The organism is Vibrio sp. DNB22_10_4 (assembly GCF_052879755.1).
On record NZ_JBNNXW010000003.1, the window covers coordinates 86,738 to 107,675 of the forward strand.

Genomic DNA, 20,938 nt, shown 5'->3' on the forward strand with positions numbered 1-20,938 from the left:
TTTTCAACGAGTAAGCTTCGTGACACACTCCTAAACCTATGGAAGACATCATTAGATCAAGCGGTTCGCAATGAAAAAAACAAAAGTAATCACTACAGAAGATATTCTACTCAAACTCTGTCAGTCGGTCTCAACCGTCCTCACTTCAGCAACACAATCGAGCGTCACCTATTCAGCGATGGTGCAGAAGATAACAAAAACCACACTAAAGCCTGACTACGGCTGCTTTGTTTTGTTTGATGGTGGTTTTTCTGGACTGGTGGTGATTAACTTTACCTCTAAAGCAGCACTTGAACTTTATACCAACTACATGCGCAACATGGGTATGCCTGAAGAAGAGCTAGCGATTCACCATAACTCAGACGAAGTGGGCGATGTTCTGGGCGAGCTGATGAACCAACTCGTTGGCGACTTCACCAACAAAGTACGTAAAGAGCTACAAACCAACATTACTCAGAACCAACCGAAAATGCTGTCTATCAATAAACAGGTCGTTTTGTCGGTCGACACCAATCTAGAGCGCCCTCAAGCACGCCGTGTGACGTTCTCCACCGAAGACAACAATATTTTCTATCTTGAGTTTGCAATGGATAAAACCGAATTCATCCAAATGGAAGAGTTTGAAGTTCAGCCGGACGAATGCCCAGACACGATTATTGAACAGGCGCGTTCCAAGCAAGCGGAGAAAGACGCTTCAAAGTCAGAAGCGGTCGACAACAGTCAAGATTTGCTCGACGAGCTCGGTATTTAAGCCTCCCATTTCCTTTATCGCATGCCCAAGTGACTCTATTGTACTTGGGCGACAACATAGCGACTTTGGCAACCACATAGCGACTTTGGCGACTCGCTTCGTACGAATTTCCATCCTTCCTTGTTTCATCAACATACAGTCTGACTGTGACACTCTTCCCCTTTAGCGTAAAAGTCGCTAAAATAAGCGCCCGTTTTTTCTTCCGCGGTATAGAGACTTCAGGTTGTCGATGGATAAACAAAAAGCCCTTAAAAAGATTGCTAAGTGCCTAGAGCTTGGTAACTCTGCAAACGTCAATGAAGCAGCAAACGCCATCAAAATGGCGCATAGACTGATGCTTAAGTATGGCCTCGATAAAGACGATATCGAGTTCATTAAAATGGGCAAAACACAATCGACACATCTACTGCCAACCACCATCAGTTCTACCCTACTTCGCGTCATTCGCGGTATTAACACTAAGTTTGGTGTTGAAGCGGTATTACTGAACCACAAAGGCCTTAAGCGCGTCGAGTTTATTGGTGAGGCAGATCGCGCCATTTTCGCCGCATTCGCGTTTGATATCATCTACCGTGAAATGAATGAGCATACAGGTCAATTCCGCAATAGCTTTGCTGGCTCCGGTACCGCGAATACTGAAGTAACAAGACGCGTGAATTCATTTGTCTCTGGCTGGATTGAAGGCGCGCTTGAAAAGCTTCCTGTTATCGCGCCAGATGATGAGTCCAACAATAAGATCAATAACTACATTGATAAAGAGTTCAAAAATATCGATCGCGAAACGTTCAAGCAGCAGCTCAAAGAAGCGATGAAGAACATCACAGCAGACTACGAAGTCGGCTTGAAAAAAGGTCGCAAGATCTCAGTAAACCGCCCTATTGATGGTGCCCAAGCGCCAAAACTGCTTAAATAAGTCTCCAATTTCACTAGCGCGACCTTCATGCTCGCGCCTACCCGGAGTGTATCTTTGATGCCAAGACGCTTACTTAACGTTGTATGTTATGTGCTGCTTTCCTGTGCTTGGTTTTCCGCTCCGGCGTGGTCTTCGCTTTCTCACCTTGAACAGCAAACTCACCTTGAACAACAGGCCACACTCAACAACGCCGATGCTCAATATCAGTTGGGACTCGCTTATGAAACGGGTGAAGGAGTCAAACGCGATCTTGGTAAAGCCACGTATTGGTATCAGCAAGCCAGTGAAAACAATCACGTTGCAGCGACCTTCAATTACGCACAAGCATTGGAGTTTGGTCGAGGCGTACAAGCCAATCCCGCCAAAGCGTTACTGCTTTATACTAAGCTGGCGGTAAACGGTGATGTAACCGCACTGGGGAAAGTCGCTAAACTCTACCAGCAAGGTTCACTTGAGATTGCAGACGAAGACCAAGCCGTACTTTGGTACTCACTTGCTAATGATGCCTCTGATATCTACCAAAATGCCTACGAAGAGGCTTTGCAGGCACAATACAATGCACAGCAATTGCGTCAAATCGAAGCACTTAAACAGCAAGAGCAAGCAAACCAGAACAATACCAACTCTACTAATACTGAAACATCGCAAGAAGGCGATTCCGGATTCAGCGGCTGGTTACATCTGGTTTATCTATTCGTCATCGCAGCATTGCTCGCCCTACTATTTTATAGACAGCGCCAAGCTCAGACGCTTGAACAAAAGCAAACGCACAGCACTAATCATCAGAACCATACAGACCAGTTGCAGAGCCAACTTACCAAACAGCAGCTTTATATTCAGCAACTGCAGCGCCAACTCAAACTTGCCAACGATCAACTGCGCACGGCTCCGCCTACTGCGCAACCTACATCCCCTCTTAGGGACGCCTATTTACGCTTTGGACTTGAGCCGAACCAGCCCTTGAACGCGAAACAGCTAAAAACCCGCTACAAACAACTGAGCCGCGTCTACCATCCTGATGCTCAGGGAAGTGAAGAAGAAATGAAGCAGCTTAACCTCGCTTTAAATACACTGACTGCCAACCTTCAGTCTAGGCACTAAAGCTATTAAAAATGCCTAAAATATAACCAAAAACGTCTAAGCACTCTTTTTCTGAAACATTAATTTAACAAAAGCCTTGTTTTTGTGTCATAATAAGTCCCGAAAATAACACCCGTACCGAGTACAACTCCGTACTAACGTACATATAAGGGTGGGGAGTAAACATGTATACATTCACCAAACAAGATATCTGCGATTGGTGCCATGCACCTAGCTTTGTCACCAAACACGAGTACATTGATGGCAAACACCATCATTCATGTGAAAAGTGTTTGAGTTTCGCCATCATGGACGTCAGACAGTTCAATCAAGCAGAAATCGAATTTAGAAATCGAGCAAACGCTCAGCAATAACCGCAATGCGCCTCTGCCCTCAGAGGCGTTTTAGTTTCCGCCTCCCAAATGCTACGCGCTCATAGGCTCTCGCCTCCTTTCTTATCCTAGCTTCGATTGTATTGCCCTAGCTTCTATTCGCAATGAGCCGTGTTTTTATACAGGTAGTTTATACAGTGTTTTTTTTGGCTAGTACTGGATAACAGGAAACCATTACCAAATCTGCTATTCTGTTAAAAAATAAATCTCAATAAAAACAGACCCTTAAATTAAATTGAAGAATTAGCGCTCAAAAAGTGCTTGATCTTTACCCTACAAAAAACTACTGTATATCCATACAACATGTATAAAGGAACAGGGTTATGTTAATCAACAATTCAATGCAGTCTAGATACAATGTTTCACGCTCATACACCTCATTTGACAGTGCGGCTGCACAACGTGGGATCCAGGATGAGATCCTTGAAAAGTTGTCTCAATTAACATCTAGACCTCAGTGGATTTTGTTAACAGCAGAATGCCCTCGCCCTTCTACTAGCCAAGTTCTGCATTTTCATAAGCTTGGCAATCACATGGTACAAATGAAGCCATCGGCAAGTCTCAACCAGTATCAGGTAGTAGAAAAAGCAATTCGCTCTGGTAATGCCTGCGCCATCATCGCTAATGGCTCATTCACTACTCAGCAGCAAGCCACTTTAAATGCATTGGCGCTAGGCCATCAATGTGAGGTGATTTTCCTCTCTGGTGAGCATTACCTGCACTAATTCTTGGATTCATCGTTCTGCATCTAAGAATTCACTGCCTCTTATTCACTGCTACTTAGGTGTCGGACGATGGGCTATCGCTCATCGTTCTTGTTTATCTTAGTCTTCTTGTACTTAGCTCTATAGAAAGTCACTTATTACCACTCTGTTACGTAAAGCCTTTCCCTTATCAAAGAGTACTTTTTCATCGATTAACGTTAGTTTGATAACTAATTGCGCAAACGTTTGCTTTTTCTCTGGCAGGATCAAACAGTTCTGGTATGATGCGTGGCAATTATGAGTGATTCCACTCTTCCACTTGTTGTCGCCCAGTATCGCGACGTAAACCAGATAGGAATGTCTCCATGAGTCTTGCTGATCAAGTTCTAGCCGTAAACGACGATCTCCCAATCCGCACTGATAAGCCTGTTCACAGTGGCAAAGTGCGTTCTGTCTATTGGTTGACTGAAGAAGATAGCCGCCGCCTAATCAAACAAAAAGGCTACGATGTGGCAGAAGATGCCCCACTAGCCATTATGGTTATCAGTGACCGCATTTCTGCGTTTGATTGTATTTGGCACGGTGAAGGCGATCTTCGCGGCGTTCCTGGTAAAGGCGCTGCGCTTAATGCGATCTCTAACCACTGGTTCCAACTGTTCAAAGACAACGGACTCGCTGACAGCCATATTCTTGATATTCCACACCCATTCGTTTGGATCGTTCAAAAAGCCAAACCGGTAATGATTGAAGCTATCTGCCGTCAATATATCACTGGCTCAATGTGGCGTGCGTATGAAAAAGGCGAACGTGAATTCTGCGGCATTACCTTGTCAGAAGGGTTAGAGAAAGACTCTAAACTGGATGAAATCCTCATCACGCCATCTACAAAAGGCATTTTGCACGGCATTCCAGGTGTGCCAGAAGCGGATGATGTGAACATCACGCGTCAAAACATCAGCGACAACTTCGAAGCGTTTAATTTCTCAAGCGCTAACGATATCGACAGCTATGAAAAACTGCTTAAAGACGGCTTTGGTGTGATTAGCCATGCCCTTGAAGCGATTGACCAAACGTTTGTTGATACCAAGTTTGAATTTGGCTATGTGACAGATTCAAAAGGCAACGAAAAGCTCATCTACATGGATGAAGTCGGTACGCCAGATTCATCGCGCATTTGGGACACTAAGGCTTACCAACAAGGTGAGATTGTGGAAAATTCAAAAGAAGGTTTCCGTCAGTTCCTACTTAACCACTTCCCTGATCCAGACATTCTACTAAACAAAGAGCGCATGCCAGAGCGTGAAGCATTGGCAAAAGACAACGCACTACCACTAGAAGCATTGATGGACGTTTCTCGCACATACACGGGTATTGCAGAGAAAATTACTGGACGCCCAATCACATTGAGTGAGAATCCAAAACAAGAAATCATTGATATTCTTCGCGCTGAGTACGACTTAATCGCCGATTAAGTACAGTCAGAATTGAAAAACAAAGAGGGGAGCCAATGGCTCCCCTCTTCTAATATGCGTCTAGCGAAAAGCTATGCCTGAAAAAACTAGGCTTGAATTTCTGCGATCAACACATCGTCATCTGGCAACGTGGTGATCACGGCATTAGCCTTGCTTTGTATCTTGGTGATTTGATCTGGTTCTAGCGAGTACGGCATGATCACTTGCAAACGCTCGATATGCTCATCCCTTGCGATACGGATCAACGACACCAAATTAGATTCATCACTACGGCGGCTAGAAAGCGACTGCAACGCTATTTGCCATAGACGACTGTCTGGATCGCTGTCTTGTTTGGTTGTCTCCTTCCAGGCTTCACCAAACACTGGAGCCACCGAAGCAATAGCTTCGAGGAAAGTCCATTTTTTGCTGCACGACTCGCCGAGAAAACTGGTGTAATCAAACTCCACTGGCGATTTTTTATCATCACACATCTTCACTCCCGATTGCAGAATGCTACCTAATCACTATCATTCATACTCGCTTATATAGCAATAGGATATATAATAACGGTCTTTTATAGCCTTTTAATGCCCACAAAAGTGATATAAAAACCTATCTCGCAACATCTCTTGAACATACACTCATCAAACAGAACTCTGTTGTGTAACTTGTTGTGTATTCTACCGATGCGTATGCTGTTTTATTTCGAAGCGCGAAGCATTTAGCGTAAATCCAGCACTCGGCTGGCTTTGCGATATTTCACTCGCCAACCAGACCATGCCGGCAATTCTTTGCGTTTAGGATCCTCTTTTCGAGAACCCGATGAATAGCTGACTTCCACCAGCTTGCCTTTGCCAAAATACTGCACGGTAAGTGTTAGGCCACTGAGCTGAACCTCTAGTGGATACTTATCAACAAAATCTTGGTACTCCCACTCAGGAATGCCGTCAAACACAAAGTCGGAGGCATCGATTAACTCAAGATCGTCTTGGCTTTCAACGCCCAGCTCAACAAGCAGATGATAAAACCATTGAGTTAAATCATCTGCTGAGTTTTGTTCAGGGTTTTGAATGGGCTTCTCGAAGGTGGTGTCAGCAAGCCCCAAATCACAATAGAGCTGAAAGTGCTGCATCTGCTTACCGATTTTTTCAGCAAGCCCCGAGTATAACTTTCCTTCAACTATCGCTTTACTGATCACTTCAAGCGCCGCCTCACCTTGTGGCTGACCAGTACGATGACCAATTTTACGCCCAGCGTATACAAGGTATTGGTGACTCACCAATCCTTGCTCCGTCTGCTCAGTATCACCATTAACCCATTCACCAACGCCCTGCTCACGCAGTAAGTTTAGCTCCACCGGTACCATCAAGGTACCTAAAGTCATGGTTTGCTTTACACCTCTTCCCGGTAAAGAGTGGGTAGAAAGCACCAGCGCTGCCTCAGATTGGTGTTTTAACCGACTCGCGCGTCCAAGTAACACTTCTATATGACCATTACCAAACGCATCACGCCTGCGTTCACGACGCACAAACACTAAGTTTGAGTTGGCTTTAATCATCTCTGCCAACCACTGATTTCTGTTGTAACGAGAAGCGACCTCCAATGAAGGCAGTTCGAACGCGGCGCGCATTTGCTCTGCAAGCCCCTGCGCTTCTCGAAGCGCATCTGGCTCTACTGTTACCCCAGAATATTGATGCCCTCGAACCAAGCCAACCATCAGCTCAGCATCACAGCCATATTTTTCCTCTTGGTCTAACCGCTCCAAAGCTTCTTCGTTACTGGTTAATTGATATAACTTACCTGTGGTACAAATCGCTGCGGTCAGGTCTATCATCACTTCTTTCAATGCCCTTGTCGGCATCTTAGTCACCAAGTCGGCATAGATGGCGTCAATAGGCAGAGGGGCGAGCTTTAAACCGTGCTCTGTAATACCTTCTTGGTCGATAGCTCCCAGCTCGAAAAGCTGTGCCTTGGCACTGACCAAAGATTTATCCGGAATATTGTCAATGAAAGACAAACTGTCAAGCTCATGGCCACACACTGCGGCAGCAAGCATTGGCTCAACGATAGACTCACGCTGCAACTCTGGTGGCGTCACAGCCTCAAGCGCCGCATGTTCTCCATAGAGACGAACACATACGCCATTCATCACCCGCCCAGCACGACCGCAGCGCTGCGCCGCACTGGCTTTGGATATGTGCGTAAGCATCAGCGTCGTTTGGCCGTTACGCTGAACGTTGCGACGCTCAAGTCCTGAGTCAATGACTAATGAAATGTTGGGGATAGTGAGCGATGTTTCCGCCACATTAGTCGCGAGCACGACTTTTTGTTTTGACTGTACGGTCATGGCTCGCGCTCTTTGTTCATCACTCACCGAGGCATGAAGTGGAGTCACCATCAAATCACGGTTTTCTGCTAAGGAAATCAGTGCAGTTTGTACTTGTTGGATCTCTTTTCTGCCAGGAAGAAATACCAACACGTCACCCTCGGTGTCATCCAGCCGCAGCTCAAGTTCTTGTTTGATTCGACTATCAAGATAACGACTATCTGGAAGTTGGCGACTGTCCTCTCGGCGATGCACCACATCGACATTGTAAACACGGCCGCTCGCAACCAGTCTTGTGGCATCGAAATAGCTCGCCAGTTTTTCACCTTCAATGGTTGCCGAAGTGATAATGGTGCGATGACTTTGCTTTTGCTTGAGTAAGGCAACTAACAGATCGGTATCCCAACGACGTTCATGAAACTCATCCACCACGACCACGGAAAAATCCGCCAACTGATTGTCGGCATACCAACGTAGCGCTACTCCTGGTGTCACAAATACGATATTGGACTCATCACAATATCGGTTTTCCAACTTGATGGCATACCCGACCTTTTTACCAACGCGGTCGCCTAGAGACTCGGCGACAAACTCTGCCAACGAGGTACAAGCAATACGTCTGGGTTCAACCACCAGCACTCTGCCCTGCTCCATCGCCCAAATGGGTAGTCTGGTTGACTTGCCGGAGCCTGTCTCTGCTTCAACAATTAGGTGTGAATGAGTGAGTGTATTTTTAACGTCGTGTTCGATGGCGTCGATAGGTAAGATCATGGATATGTCAGCGGTTTCTCATGGTTGTGCCGAGTATACCCTGAACCAAGCTACAGTTGCAGTGACAGTCGCACTGAGCAACCGATTTTTCCTTGATAAATTCTACAATTAGTTAACATTTGCACTTCGCTAACCTACCCAAAATGTGTTAAATTAGCGCCCTAATTGTTCCTACTTCCCGAATGACTGTTCCCATATCAGGTAACCTAATGAACAACAACAAACGACCACTCTATATTCCTTACGCAGGCCCTGCACTGCTTAGTACACCATTGCTTAATAAAGGCAGTGCTTTCACCTCAGAAGAAAGAATGTCCTTCAACCTAGAAGGCCTACTTCCAGAAACCACTGAAACCATTCAAGAGCAAGTGGATCGTGCTTACAAGCAGTACACCAGCTTTGACAATGACATGGATAAGCACATTTACCTGCGTAACATCCAAGACACGAACGAAACCCTTTTCTATCGTTTAGTTCAAAATCACATTTCTGAGATGATGCCGATTATCTATACACCAACGGTTGGTGCGGCGTGTGAGAACTTCTCTAACATTTATCGCCGTGGTCGTGGTCTATTTATCTCGTATCCAAATCGTGATCGCATTGACGATCTGCTAAACAACGCTCGTAACCACAACGTAAAAGTTATCGTCGTGACTGATGGTGAGCGTATTCTTGGTCTAGGCGACCAAGGTATCGGTGGTATGGGTATTCCTATCGGTAAACTGGCGCTCTATACCGCTTGTGGTGGTATCAGCCCTGCTTACACACTACCTATCGTTCTTGATGTGGGCACCAACAACCCACAGCGTCTTGCTGACCCTATGTACATGGGCTGGCGTCACCCACGTATTACCGGTGATGAGTACCGTGCATTTGTTGAAGACTTTATCCAAGCTGTTCAGCGTCGCTGGCCTGATGCCCTAGTTCAGTTTGAAGACTTTGCACAGAAAAATGCGATGCCACTTCTTGAGCGCTATAAAGACCGTATCTGCTGTTTTAACGATGATATTCAAGGTACGGCAGCCGTTACCGTTGGCTCGCTTCTAGCGGCATGTAAGGCAGCAGGCAGTAAACTCTCTGAGCAGCGCATCACTTTCTTAGGCGCTGGTTCTGCTGGCTGTGGCATTGCAGAAGCTATCGTCGCACAAATGGTGTCTGAAGGTATCAGTGATGAACAGGCTCGCTCACAGGTCTTCATGGTAGACCGTTGGGGTCTGCTGCAAGAAGGCATGCCAAACCTACTCGACTTCCAGCAGCGTTTGGTACAAAAGCACAATCACACGCAAAACTGGGAATCAGATAACTCTGGTTTCTCACTGCATGATGTGATTAAGAACGCAAAGCCAACCGTTCTTATCGGCGTTTCTGGTGCACCGGGTCTGTTTAGCAAAGAGATCATCCAAGAGATGCACCAGCACTGCGAGCGTCCTATCGTGTTCCCACTTTCGAACCCAACAAGCCGTGTTGAAGCGACGCCAAACGATATTCTGCGTTGGACTCAAGGCCAAGCGTTGGTGGCAACGGGTAGCCCGTTTGACCCAGTGGTTGTCGAGGGTAAGACTTACTCAATCGCACAATGTAACAACAGCTACATTTTCCCTGGTATAGGTCTTGGCGTATTAGCCGCACAAGCGTCTCGCGTTACCGATGAGATGCTGATGGAATCAAGCCGTGCACTTGCTGAATGCTCGCCACTGGCACAAAAAGGCTCTGGTCAGCTATTGCCACCTCTAGAAGAGATCCATTTGGTATCAAAACGTATTGCTTACGCTGTTGCTAAGAAGGCGATTGAGCAAGGTGTCGCGAAAGAATGCACTGACGAGACACTACTCAAAGCCATTGAAGAGAACTTCTGGCAGCCTGTGTATCGCAAATATAAGCGCTCGGCGTTCTAACCGGAATCAATGTCACACAAAGGCTCTTGTTATCAAGAGCCTTTTTTTTGTCTAATGAAGCGCTTAGAACACGAAGAGGAACCCTAGTTATGTTTGATATGTTTGCGCCTGGCGGACAGTTTATTTCACCTTACCTTCTTGAAATCGCCACCGCTTTAGTCGCTTGCACGCTAGTCGTGCTCGGCGCCGACATTAATCGTTTGATGCGTAACGCATTACGTGATACTAATTTCGTAATTCGAACAGTCTGTTTTATACTTCTTAACGCATTTGGTTATGGATTGATCATCATTAAAGCCACGCCAGTGTTAAAGAATGCACTTAGTAACATCGACCCGGGTTTGATGTTTTCCATTGTGGTTTTAAGCTTTATAGGTATCGGCATTTGGGCTCAAAGGAATCGACAGATTTAGTGACCTTTAAATTTGATAAGGAAATGTGGCAACGTGGTGCGCTAGTTTCATTGTTGAAACGCAGTGCACGCCTACTCGTTGTCGCTTTGCTTGCTGTCGTTGTAACTGTGGTCGCTATTGACCGCTGGATCAGTTGGCGAGCAAAAGACCAACTGCTTACCTCTATTTCTGAGATAGACAATGTTCAAGTAGCCGTGGTGCTAGGCACAAGCAAATATCTAGGCCGAACACTCAATGAGTACTATGCCCATCGCATTAATGCAGCTATCGAACTTTACGACGAAGGCAAGGTGTCGCACTTTCTGCTCAGCGGCGACAACGCCCACCGCTCCTACAATGAGCCATGGACAATGAAGCGGGATCTGCTCAGAGCAAATGTACCTGAGCCTGCGATTCATCTCGACTACGCGGGGTTTCGCACTCTAGATTCTATCGTTCGTGCCAAAGAAATTTTCGATACAGATAACTTTTTGATCATCACGCAAAAGTTCCATTGTGAACGCGCTCTGTTTATCGCTCAGTATTATGACATTAATGCACAATGCCTAGCGGTCGCAGGCCCCGTCTCTAAGTCAGGGTATTCGGTAAGATTACGAGAAGTGTTTGCAAGGACTAAAGCGCTGCTAGACTTGTATGTCATGCACACTCAGCCGCGCTTTCTTGGCCCTAAAGAGCCGATTGTGACAGCACCAGAACCTGAAAGTACTCCGCTACAAGAATCCATTGAGCCAGACAAGATAGAGCCGCGAGATAACTTGGAACAATAGAGTTTCAATCATCCAAGATACTCTCGCTTACGGTAATGGATCCGTAAGCGATTTGTTGACTGTAACGCGAATTACCCTTGCAGTGACTGTCGCTGATGCCCCGCCATCGGATAGCACATGTAAAGTGAACTCAGGATTCAAATCACCTGAAGTGCCTTGTGCAGCAGCGCTCCCAGCAGAGGCCTCTGCACCAATGTCAAAATACCACTCACCATCCTTCCAATCAGCCACCAACTCTTGCGTATTCATAAGTATCAACACCTTATAAGAACGCGCACCCCAGCCAGCGCCAAAGTCGAGTCGCTGAACTGTAAAATAGATACGAGGTTCGTCGCCCTTTATCACTAATACGCCTTCCCCACCGCCGACACCCACTACAGGTATTTTAGATACCTTCATGTTTGCTACGCCGTAGGCCAACGCTTCATCCATTTGTGTTTGTAGGTGTGGTTCTTGTTTTAGTAGTTCTAATATGGTGGTTTGAGCAACCGTATCAAGCTCATTTCGCTCAGCTATCCTTTGCTGATCGCTTAAGGATGTGCATCCACTAACGATCACCAAAGCAGCTAAAAGCAATAAGCGTTGGAGTTTCATGTTATTTCCTCATCGTGTACTGATGAAAGTAGCGACTAAAAACGTCGATTCAATGCAGAAACAAACTGACGTTTCCTATCACTTTTCCAGCCGTATTCCATCATCAAAGACCAGTCACGATTAAAGTTGTAATTCGCACCAACAAGGCCAGCCCACTTATCGGTATTACTTTGTTTCACCTTGTAGTCGATACCAACCCCATTAAAGGTGTAGGTGCCTGTCAGAGTTAGCGTGCTATCGAGATATGTTGCACCGGCATATATCGCCACAGATTGCGAACCCACAGTAGGGATCACTTTACCCACACGAGGTGAAACGTTGAGAATCAATCCTTCTGCGTCGTTTTTTCTCATATCGGCGTAGGTAAATGAAATTGGCAGAGTAACGAAATAGTCATTCCATCCCGTTGCCAAAACAGTTCCGAGAGTGTAGTTATTCCCTTCAAGTTGTGCTGGCGCGACAAACTCGGCTTCCGCATCCCTTAACAAGCATACTTTCGGTCTTTGTAGTGGCGGTAGGCTGCAGTTCGCTTCCATTTGATCAATAAGGTCGTTACCACTGAACTTAATTCCTATATCAGCCGTGCCACTGATTTTCCCCACCGCGCCAAATACATTCATAAATGGAAATAGCCAAGCATCGAGCTTAAGCTGAGGTGATTGAGTATTGTTGCTATTATTATCAAACGAAACAAACTCTATTGGGTACTTCTGAGAGCCATTAATGCCAACGTTGAGGTCAGTTATATCCATATACTGAAAAGTATCGGTGTAAATAATACTGATTCCGTAAGGTTTTGGGAGAGAATACCCTCTATCTATCACCTGTTGAGCATAAAACGGCAGCGCTCTATCCCACTTCTTTGCCCCCTTCGCTGGAGCATCGGTATTTAAGTCTCTATTGGCGATACCAATGTCCCCGACTCCCGTTTCTGTTAAATCATAGTTCACAGAACTTGATACCACTCGCACGCTGCCTATCGCTGACGCACCAGATGTTGTGATTAAATAGATGGGAACGTCATCATCACCCACTATCGTGGAACTGACATGAGTACTACTCTCTCCGAAACTCACATCCGCACCTATAGAAAACCGCCACACACCGGCTCGATAAGATTCTAGCGACTGCTTATCATCGAAAATAAGTAAGGCTTCATTATTGCCCAGTGCTAAACCTGCACCAACATCGTAACGATCCACGTCAATATAGGTTACGCTACCATCGCGGTTATTGTAGATAGCCCCTACACCCGTCCCTCCTCCAACAACCGGTACTTTGACTCCCGACATGCTGATGGCGGCATAACCGTATGCGTTATTAACTAAAGTGGGAATTTCACTGTACTCATCACTCAATTTGCTAACAATTTGAACGGAAGTAGCATCTATCTCATCGCGAGCTGTTTGTCGCTCATTGGGGGGAATATTACTGCTGCATCCAAGTAACACCAGCATTGGTAAAGAGCCGAACCACCGTAGATGTGTCTGCATTACCTAGAACCTCATAATTATTGTCATAGTGCTATCTAGATTTGGGCGGCACATCCTACTAGAACCCGGCCACTAGGAATACCGTAATTTTACTGTTGACAAGATGATCCCTAGTTTTGAAGCCTTAACTTGGCTGAAAATCAGAGTACTAATTTGACACGCCTATCGTAACCATATGCCATCACTGACAATTTTTCGCTTCTTCTCTGCAGATTATTCGTTATTTTTTTACCGGGCAGTGTGAGTAGTCCATGTTCAAGCACAATCAAACGCTAATATTAATCGCTCTAACACAATTTCGTCCCTGCCGTTTCGCCTCATAAAGCATATCATCGGCAAAGTTGATGGTCTCATAAACCTGATGGTTTTGACCCAGCGCCACTCCGATGCTGCAACTCATCTCGTCACCGTGCACCCATAAATGCGCGTGAACATAGTGACGTATCTGCTCTGCCATCTTCACCAGTTCGCGTTGTGATTTTTGCTGGCAAAATACCACAAACTCTTCGCCGCCCCAACGCACTACTTTGTCTTTGCTACCTACGAGATCAGAAAGAACCATCGCAAACTCGCGCAACACATCGTCGCCGATGCCATGACCGTAGGTGTCATTGATACGCTTAAAATGGTCGATATCGATAAACAGTACACCAATCGAAGAGGCCTGAATTTGCAGCTGCTGCCTTTCCAACCAAGCACGGACGGCATGACGATTACGAATCCCCGTCAACTCATCACGATGCGCTAACTCAGAAAACTTAATGTTCTCGCTTTCTAAGCGTTGATTAACTTGGGACAAGTAACTGGCTCTGCGTTTCTCGCGCTCCATATCAAGCTGATAGTTTCGCAGTTCCCACAGTAACGCAAACACAGCAACAATAACCCAAACCACCAGCATTAAAAGAAACAGTGTCTCACCAGACATATAGCGGCCGACCAACGTAATACTATGAATTTTGATCGAGTGTTCACCTAGCGCGGAGTTTGACCCAGTGGCCAGTTCAAACTTGTTGATATTAGTAAACTCAGGCGCTGCGTGTGCAATAGGAATTTTATTGTCCACCACCCACCAAGTCATGACTTGGAAATTACGCATCGGAATGATGATTTTCCCTGCATCAGCTTGTAACGTGACGCCGTTATATTTGTGGGTGTACTCATCTTGTGTGTTGGAGTAGATAGGATTGTAATTACGAAAGTAGATTCGAAGAGAACGATCATCATTCGGAGGAATATCGTAATCGATATCAAGTTCAAGAGTGTGATAATCAGAAAGATCTAACCCAAGTTGTGGATCTGAATAAAAGTGCACAGAGACGCCACAATAAGGCCAAGCGTAATCGCTTGTCTTCAGTGTGCAATCGAGCTGAACACCTTGATCCATTTTCTTAAGCGAAGAGAGACTAGCACCACCTTGGAACTGATCATTAGTTGCAAAAAAACCAAATTTGTCACTCGATACCACAAGCCGTTTTTGGTCGCCCCAAAGTCGATAGCTGCTGATCGCCATCAAGGTCACGAGGATAAGTGACAACAATAACTTTACCGAAAACTTCATAAAAACGACTCAATAACACCACAAGTCTTTGACAACACCATCAACAAAACTAGCTTGGCGCTTGAATATTAGCAATAGGTAAATTTGTATTGTATGACGTCCCTCGCCCGCTGAGGGTTGGAGCGTTGACTTTTGGGATGGGTTTATAAAAGCCTCAAGCTAGGCTTGAGGCTTTCTAATGCATGACAATAGCTATCCTAGAGTAGCTTATGTATAAGTACCTATATCAAGCTCCATCGTTGTCCCGTTGAACTCTATTTGTTCAACATTCGTAACAATCGTAAAGTCATTTGAACCTTCTTCATAAACTTTATATTCTTGCTTGAAAGCTGGTCCATTAGCCACAACAACAATTTCAGTACCTGTAACCACTAACGTATCTGTCCCATGCCCGCCATCGACATAGTCCTCACCACCACTCGCAATAACTCTGTCATCACCATGCATCACGTTGATGACATCATCATGGTCGGTGCCGGTGATAACCTCTTCTCCTGCACCCGTCCACTTGTCGTTGTAAGTCATTCCATGGCCTAAACCACTAAAATCAATGATGTCGTTTCCACGAGTTCCATTTAGTACTTCAACATTAGAGACAACATCCGTTGACGTAACTTTGCCTGCAAGCATGGTCTCAACGTTAAACGTGTCACTATCATCACCCACAACGTAAACATTAAGTGAATCGGCATTTTTATAAGTATCATTGTAGGTAAGAGTATCAATACCTTCTGCCCCATCAATGATGTCACTTTCTGCATTAATAGCTAAATGCGCAGGCGCTTTTTTATCCGCATAAATTGTATCGTCACCTGAGCCAGCGTGGATGTAGTCACTTCCCGCTCCGCCATCTAACGTATCATCACCACCTTGATAGGTGAATCCAACACCATTGTCACCAAATAAAACATCATCACCAGTGCCTCCCGTCAGGTCATCATGCCCATGAGTCCCAATCAGCATTGAGTCAACGCCATCTTCAGCTTTCAAGTTGTCATAGGCGTTATGGCCAGTTACCAATGTATATGTACCTTCAGAGAAGGTGGCTTTCTCCACGTCTTTGAGTTGGTCTTTACCATCACGCCCTTCGACAGTATCGGTAACAGTGAGGCGGTTTTGAAAATGATATTCTTTAAATGAACCACTGAATACCGCGGTATCTACCCCTTCGCCACCATCTAAGTTATCGTTACCTGCGCCGCCATGTAATACATCATCACCGCCCCCGCCAAATAAATTATCATTCCCGCCTTGATAGGTAAAACCTACACCATTATCACCAAATAACACATCGTTGCCTGAGCCACCGTATAAATCATCATGGCCGTGAGTGCCGATAAGCATTGAGTCCACGCCATCTTGCGCGACTAATTTGTCATAAGCATTATGTCCGGTTACTAACGTATAGGTTCCTTCAGAAAACGTAATTTTTTCTACGTTTTTAAGTTGATCGACACCGTCTCGACCATTTACGGTATCCTTAACAGTTAGTCTATTTTGGAAGTGATACTCTGTATACGAACCGCCAAAGACTGCAGTATCGACTCCTTCTCCACCGTCTAAGTTATCGTTGCCACCCCCGCCATGTAAAGTATCATCCCCGCCGCCACCGTTCAGATTATCGTTACCACCTTTGTAATAAAAACCTTCGCCGTTATCGCCAAAGAGCAAATCATTACCACTGCCACCAATTAAGTCATCATGACCGTGATAACCTGCGAGAATAGTATCCACACCGTCCTCTGCTACTAATTTATCGTAAGCGTTATGACCAGTCTTTAATGTATACACCCCCTCATCAAACAACACTTTCGAGCCATTCTCGACTCTAACTACGCCATCGCGATCTGCTACGGTATCTTTTACATTACGGTCTTGAAAAACATAATCGCTAACTGAACCATTAAATATAGCGATATCACCGGTAAGAATTTCGGTTACAGTACTGAGCTGATCTGTTGGTACTTCACCGTCTACAATAAAGCGAGCAATATGCTCATTCGCAGCAGCATCATTTAGGGTAATTGTGGTGCCTTTTGTGCCCTCATCTGCAAAAAAGGTGATCACTAAATTATCGCCGTCGGCCACAATAGTCATCTCTTCAGTTATTGCTTTTTCTACAAAAGCATCCGCTTTTTGTATGCCGCTTCCGCTAAATAGATCGTTATCTTTGCCGTTTTCAAAGAAACGGTTATCAAGCTTATCTATCTTGTCATCAAGCTTTTGATCAAGCTTTGCTTCGTGGTTTTCATTACGCGCAAGGTCGTTATCCAACACAAAGTGTTTGCGGTCAACATAGAGGGATAAGGTATCTTCACCAATGCTAAAATCGGTGATGGTATTATTGCCACCATAAGTAATTCGCATGGCAAAATCATCGGCGCCTTCGCCCCCGGTTAGTGTGTCGTTTCCCACACCACCAAATAGGATATCGTCACCCGCACCACCATCAAGAGTGTCATCGCCCTGATTTCCTTCAACGATGTCATTACCACCTCCACCGTTGATTACGTCATCTCCTTTACGCCCCTTAATGTGGTTATCGCCATCTATAACCAATATAGTATCAGCCCCAAGTGTGCCTTTTTTATTCACATAGTCCATGTTATTCATTCCTTTCTAACGTTGCTCTATATCTCTCTCATCCCCTTCTCCATGCTTTGAATCAATGGAGAGAGGAGATAATCGAGAACTGTGCGTTCCTCTAGTACAATTTGCGCTTCTACCGGCATACCCGGTTTAAGATCTAAGCCAAGATCGAGAAGCTCCGTTGCATCGAGGGCTATCTTTCCTTGATAGAAATGACCACCTAGCCGCTCATCGACGATGCTGTCCGCAGAGAGGTGTATGAGCTCACCTGAGACCGCTGGGACTTGTCGAAAGCTGTATGACGTTAATCGGATATTGGCCGATAACCCTTCATACACCGATTCGATATCTTTGGGTTGAATGTTGACGCTCGCCACCACGCGCGTGTTGTTGGGCACAATTTCTAGAATTGTGTTAGCAGGGGCGATGACGCCGCCTTGAGTGTGAATGGTTAAGTTGATCACTTCACCGCTCACTGGTGCCCGAACTTCAATACGGTCATTCAACGTGTTGGAGGCTTTAAGCTGCTTTAGTACTGACTGCTCTTCTGCAACCAACTCCTGCTTTTTTTGCTGCGCCGTGCGTCTGAAATCGATTTTCATTGCATCAAGCTCTGAGCCTAATTCAGTGATTTTACTTTGCGCGTGTTTAATGCGAGTGCGATGTTCGGCAATGCGGGCTTTTAAGCTTGAGTGCTCACGCTTTAGCTCTAAAAACGCCACTTTAGACACATAGCCCTTCTCAAGCAGTGCCGAGTTCGCTTCAATCTCTTCGTTCAACAATGTCAGTGACTGTTGATCGCTGGATAGCCATGCTTTATAGCTGTCGCTGTCGCTTTCTGACTGAGTGATTTGTTGATGAATAGACGCGACTTGCTCTTTCAGAATCATTCGGTTTTGACTTAACAATGACTCTTGATCGCGCTGAATTTGCGCTTGAATCGGCGTTAAACTTTGGTTGCTACTCCAAACGATGGGATTACCAGAGAGCTCGGCTTCGACTCTCGCGAGCCTTGCTTGAACAATAAACTTGCGCTGATTCAACTGCTCCATTTGACTGACCAATAACGGATCAGACAGCACCAGTAATAAGTCGCCTTTTTGGACACTCTGCCCCTCTTTGACAAGTAGCGTTTCCACTACGCCACCGGTGTGGTGCTGGACTTCTTGGTTTTCCAGTTCGGTCACGAGTTTCCCAGGCGCAAGGGACGCCGAGCTAAGTGGTGCTTGGTAACTCCAATAGCCACTTCCTGCCACACAAACTACCAGCACAGCCCAACCGAAAAGGACAAAGCCTTTGAGCGATAAGTTAAACGTGCGCGACGATTCGGTATGCTTCAATATCATGACACACTCCCCATTTGGGTGGATTTCGCGGGCAAATTCAGTACCTCCTGTGTTTTACCGTACTGCTGGAGTTGGTTCCCTCCCAAAACCATGCAAAGGCTGGAGTGCTGAATCACCGACATACGGTGGGAGATCACGATCGTGGTGATCCGTTGAAGACGTGTATGGGAGAGCAGAGCCACTAATGCAGCTTGTCCACTATGATCTAAATTGGTGTCCGGTTCATCAAGGATGAGCAAAGATGGTTTAGTATAGAGAGCACGAGCGAGAGCAATACGTTGCTGCTGCCCACCCGATAGCTGCACCCCTAAACTGCCAACCAAGGTTTGGTAGCCATTAGGGAGAGAAAGAATTATTTCGTGTACGCTGGCTAGTTTTGCCGCATCCACAATGTCCTTTGCCTCTGCATTCACATCAAATCGACTGATGTTTTGCGCGATTGTCCCCGACAGCAATTGACTATTTTGAGAGACATAACCGATTTGCCACCCAAGATCTGATACATCCCGTTGATTGAGCGTCGCGCCATCAATCCTGACATCACCATTAATGGGTTTCACTATCCCCAGAATGGCTTTGGCCAACGTCGACTTACCGACACCACTCCCACCGACAATCGCCACACACTCACCTTCAGGAATAGTGAATGTCAGATTTTCAAGCAGTGGCTTTTCTGTGCCTTGATGACCGAGCTCGACCTTTTCAAACTGAATTTTACCTTTGATTTTAGGCAGTTCTACGAGTGCTTCGCTTTGTTCTAGGAACGCTTTACGAAGTCGCTTATGAGCTTTCCATCCCTCGAGCCACCCCTGCCAGTTATGTATCGCTTGCTCTACGGGGGCGAGCACGCGACTCATAATCATTGAAGCAGCAATTAAAACGCCCGCCCCGACTTCATTATCCAAGACCAGCACTACAGACAAACAAAGAACGCCAATTTGGAGCAGCATGCGAATGTACTTTGCCAGAGCAAGGATCCCTCTCGATACCCGGTCTGCGTTCGCTTTGTCTACGGTAGGGTTAATGGACTCTCTTTGCCATTTGGCGATAAGGTTATTGTTCATTCCCAATGCTTGAACAATTTCTGCGTTCTTAAGCCAATCCGACGTCAAAGAATTGAAGGTAGAACCATGCTGACTTAAGTGACGCTGTAAACGTTTAGTGATAATGATACTAGCAATTGAGATGGCGAATAAAACGCCAGCACCCGCAAGGGCAAAGTGACCCAAGAGTGGATGCATTAAATACATCACAGCAAGAAAAATGGGTGCGAATGGTGCATCAAATAGTGCAAAAATACCGGGAGATGTAATGGTATCTTTGACCTTCACCAAATCACTCAATGGTTGGCTATGAACCCCATTTGTACTCTGAGATTGCAGCATTGATAGACTGAACGCAAAATCGGAAGACTGCTGATTAACGCGATAACCGTAACGCAGCATGACTTGGCCTCTAATCCAATCTAACATTGCTTGCATTGACAACAGAAACAAGGCAAATATCGCTAGCATTAGCAATGTTTCTCGACTTTCAGAAGATAATACTCTGTCAAAAACTTGCATTGAGAACAGAGGAATAACTAGAAAAAGTACATTTACAACGAGTGACATTATGATAATAAACATAACAACTCGATTATTTACATCTGAGTATCCTGATGTTTTTATTTTATCCTTAGTAAACATAGAGATCCCTAGCCGGTAAAAATACAAACCACACACACACAAAAAGAAGATTTATAAAATTCCAGTTAATATTAGTCACTAATACTTACGAATTATTTTATTAATGTACCAGTCAGCCACATACATCATACCGGTTCCAACTTTTGAGACCAATTGCACTTCACTTGCACAACAAAAGTGACCAAAGCCGCATAAATGGCG

At 45.5% G+C, this 20,938-nt stretch carries 17 protein-coding genes; 9 read left to right on the forward strand and 8 right to left on the reverse strand.

Annotation, left to right across the window (positions count from 1 at the left end; all coding sequences use genetic code 11):
• Window positions 1-70 precede the first annotated feature (70 nt).
• The 6 genes from ACVA6Q_RS11370 to ACVA6Q_RS11395 all read left to right on the forward strand — a co-directional run bounded on the left by ACVA6Q_RS11370 (window position 71) and on the right by ACVA6Q_RS11395 (window position 5,312).
• Window positions 71-751 (forward strand): DUF3334 family protein, encoded by a 681-nt coding sequence (locus ACVA6Q_RS11370; protein WP_353498623.1) that lies wholly within the window; start codon window positions 71-73, stop codon window positions 749-751.
• Between the two features lie 229 nt (window positions 752-980).
• Window positions 981-1,664: a DUF2786 domain-containing protein gene (locus ACVA6Q_RS11375; protein WP_353498622.1), complete on the forward strand. Its 684-nt coding sequence runs from the start codon at window positions 981-983 to the stop codon at window positions 1,662-1,664.
• Between the two features lie 57 nt (window positions 1,665-1,721).
• Window positions 1,722-2,765, forward strand: coding sequence for a J domain-containing protein (locus ACVA6Q_RS11380; protein ID WP_446647564.1), 1,044 nt, complete (start codon window positions 1,722-1,724; stop codon window positions 2,763-2,765).
• 164 nt (window positions 2,766-2,929) lie between these two features.
• Window positions 2,930-3,118, forward strand: coding sequence for a hypothetical protein (locus tag ACVA6Q_RS11385; RefSeq protein WP_042498447.1), 189 nt, complete (start codon window positions 2,930-2,932; stop codon window positions 3,116-3,118).
• A gap of 341 nt (window positions 3,119-3,459) precedes the next feature.
• Window positions 3,460-3,861 (forward strand): hypothetical protein, encoded by a 402-nt coding sequence (locus ACVA6Q_RS11390; RefSeq protein ID WP_353498620.1) that lies wholly within the window; start codon window positions 3,460-3,462, stop codon window positions 3,859-3,861.
• 344 nt (window positions 3,862-4,205) lie between these two features.
• Complete coding sequence (locus ACVA6Q_RS11395; RefSeq protein WP_353498619.1) at window positions 4,206-5,312, forward strand: phosphoribosylaminoimidazolesuccinocarboxamide synthase; 1,107 nt, start codon at window positions 4,206-4,208, stop codon at window positions 5,310-5,312.
• 86 nt (window positions 5,313-5,398) lie between these two features.
• Here the strand turns inward: ACVA6Q_RS11395 and ACVA6Q_RS11400 are convergent, their stop codons facing one another.
• Entirely contained in the window at window positions 5,399-5,785 is a 387-nt protein-coding gene (locus tag ACVA6Q_RS11400; protein WP_353498618.1) for a transporter, read from the reverse strand.
• Window positions 5,786-6,015: 230 nt separating this feature from the next.
• On the reverse strand, window positions 6,016-8,391 hold the full coding sequence (locus tag ACVA6Q_RS11405; RefSeq protein WP_446647565.1) for a helicase-related protein: 2,376 nt from the start codon (window positions 8,389-8,391) through the stop codon (window positions 6,016-6,018).
• Window positions 8,392-8,600: 209 nt separating this feature from the next.
• On the opposite strand from ACVA6Q_RS11405, the gene ACVA6Q_RS11410 reads away from it, so the two are divergent.
• The 3 genes from ACVA6Q_RS11410 to ACVA6Q_RS11420 all read left to right on the forward strand — a co-directional run bounded on the left by ACVA6Q_RS11410 (window position 8,601) and on the right by ACVA6Q_RS11420 (window position 11,469).
• On the forward strand, window positions 8,601-10,289 hold the full coding sequence (locus ACVA6Q_RS11410; RefSeq protein ID WP_446647566.1) for an NAD-dependent malic enzyme: 1,689 nt from the start codon (window positions 8,601-8,603) through the stop codon (window positions 10,287-10,289).
• An 89-nt stretch (window positions 10,290-10,378) separates the two neighbouring features.
• On the forward strand, window positions 10,379-10,702 hold the full coding sequence (locus tag ACVA6Q_RS11415; RefSeq protein ID WP_353498615.1) for a DUF3392 domain-containing protein: 324 nt from the start codon (window positions 10,379-10,381) through the stop codon (window positions 10,700-10,702).
• 23 nt (window positions 10,703-10,725) lie between these two features.
• Window positions 10,726-11,469, forward strand: coding sequence for a SanA/YdcF family protein (locus ACVA6Q_RS11420; RefSeq protein ID WP_446647769.1), 744 nt, complete (start codon window positions 10,726-10,728; stop codon window positions 11,467-11,469).
• Between the two features lie 27 nt (window positions 11,470-11,496).
• Here the strand turns inward: ACVA6Q_RS11420 and ACVA6Q_RS11425 are convergent, their stop codons facing one another.
• The 6 genes from ACVA6Q_RS11425 to ACVA6Q_RS11450 form a co-directional block, all read right to left on the reverse strand.
• Window positions 11,497-12,063, reverse strand: coding sequence for a hypothetical protein (locus tag ACVA6Q_RS11425; RefSeq protein ID WP_446647567.1), 567 nt, complete (start codon window positions 12,061-12,063; stop codon window positions 11,497-11,499).
• A gap of 35 nt (window positions 12,064-12,098) precedes the next feature.
• The gene (locus ACVA6Q_RS11430) at window positions 12,099-13,556 is read right to left on the reverse strand and encodes a hypothetical protein (RefSeq protein ID WP_446647568.1); all 1,458 of its coding nucleotides are present in this window, start codon (window positions 13,554-13,556) and stop codon (window positions 12,099-12,101) included.
• 265 nt (window positions 13,557-13,821) lie between these two features.
• Window positions 13,822-15,114, reverse strand: coding sequence for a GGDEF domain-containing protein (locus tag ACVA6Q_RS11435; protein ID WP_446647569.1), 1,293 nt, complete (start codon window positions 15,112-15,114; stop codon window positions 13,822-13,824).
• 207 nt (window positions 15,115-15,321) lie between these two features.
• Window positions 15,322-17,718: a hypothetical protein gene (locus ACVA6Q_RS11440; protein WP_446647570.1), complete on the reverse strand. Its 2,397-nt coding sequence runs from the start codon at window positions 17,716-17,718 to the stop codon at window positions 15,322-15,324.
• Window positions 17,719-17,744: 26 nt separating this feature from the next.
• Window positions 17,745-19,049 (reverse strand): HlyD family type I secretion periplasmic adaptor subunit, encoded by a 1,305-nt coding sequence (locus ACVA6Q_RS11445; protein WP_446647571.1) that lies wholly within the window; start codon window positions 19,047-19,049, stop codon window positions 17,745-17,747.
• Window positions 19,046-20,737, reverse strand: coding sequence for a type I secretion system permease/ATPase (locus ACVA6Q_RS11450; RefSeq protein WP_446647572.1), 1,692 nt, complete (start codon window positions 20,735-20,737; stop codon window positions 19,046-19,048). The genes ACVA6Q_RS11445 and ACVA6Q_RS11450 overlap by 4 nt, the downstream gene beginning before the upstream one ends.
• Window positions 20,738-20,938: the final 201 nt, after the last annotated feature.

Excerpts from the sequence above, each read along its gene's own strand:
- ACVA6Q_RS11370 (WP_353498623.1), top strand. The coding sequence starts at position 71 with ATGAAAAAAACAAAAGTAATCACTACAGAAGATATTCTACTCAAACTC.
- ACVA6Q_RS11375 (WP_353498622.1), top strand. The coding sequence starts at position 981 with ATGGATAAACAAAAAGCCCTTAAAAAGATTGCTAAGTGCCTAGAGCTT.
- ACVA6Q_RS11380 (WP_446647564.1), top strand. The coding sequence starts at position 1,722 with ATGCCAAGACGCTTACTTAACGTTGTATGTTATGTGCTGCTTTCCTGT.
- ACVA6Q_RS11385 (WP_042498447.1), top strand. The coding sequence starts at position 2,930 with ATGTATACATTCACCAAACAAGATATCTGCGATTGGTGCCATGCACCT.
- ACVA6Q_RS11390 (WP_353498620.1), top strand. The coding sequence starts at position 3,460 with ATGTTAATCAACAATTCAATGCAGTCTAGATACAATGTTTCACGCTCA.
- ACVA6Q_RS11395 (WP_353498619.1), top strand. The coding sequence starts at position 4,206 with ATGAGTCTTGCTGATCAAGTTCTAGCCGTAAACGACGATCTCCCAATC.
- ACVA6Q_RS11400 (WP_353498618.1), bottom strand. The coding sequence starts at position 5,785 with ATGTGTGATGATAAAAAATCGCCAGTGGAGTTTGATTACACCAGTTTT.
- ACVA6Q_RS11405 (WP_446647565.1), bottom strand. The coding sequence starts at position 8,391 with ATGATCTTACCTATCGACGCCATCGAACACGACGTTAAAAATACACTC.
- ACVA6Q_RS11410 (WP_446647566.1), top strand. The coding sequence starts at position 8,601 with ATGAACAACAACAAACGACCACTCTATATTCCTTACGCAGGCCCTGCA.
- ACVA6Q_RS11415 (WP_353498615.1), top strand. The coding sequence starts at position 10,379 with ATGTTTGATATGTTTGCGCCTGGCGGACAGTTTATTTCACCTTACCTT.
- ACVA6Q_RS11420 (WP_446647769.1), top strand. The coding sequence starts at position 10,726 with ATGTGGCAACGTGGTGCGCTAGTTTCATTGTTGAAACGCAGTGCACGC.
- ACVA6Q_RS11425 (WP_446647567.1), bottom strand. The coding sequence starts at position 12,063 with ATGAAACTCCAACGCTTATTGCTTTTAGCTGCTTTGGTGATCGTTAGT.
- ACVA6Q_RS11430 (WP_446647568.1), bottom strand. The coding sequence starts at position 13,556 with ATGCAGACACATCTACGGTGGTTCGGCTCTTTACCAATGCTGGTGTTA.
- ACVA6Q_RS11435 (WP_446647569.1), bottom strand. The coding sequence starts at position 15,114 with ATGAAGTTTTCGGTAAAGTTATTGTTGTCACTTATCCTCGTGACCTTG.
- ACVA6Q_RS11440 (WP_446647570.1), bottom strand. The coding sequence starts at position 17,718 with ATGGACTATGTGAATAAAAAAGGCACACTTGGGGCTGATACTATATTG.
- ACVA6Q_RS11445 (WP_446647571.1), bottom strand. The coding sequence starts at position 19,049 with ATGATATTGAAGCATACCGAATCGTCGCGCACGTTTAACTTATCGCTC.
- ACVA6Q_RS11450 (WP_446647572.1), bottom strand. The coding sequence starts at position 20,737 with ATGTTTACTAAGGATAAAATAAAAACATCAGGATACTCAGATGTAAAT.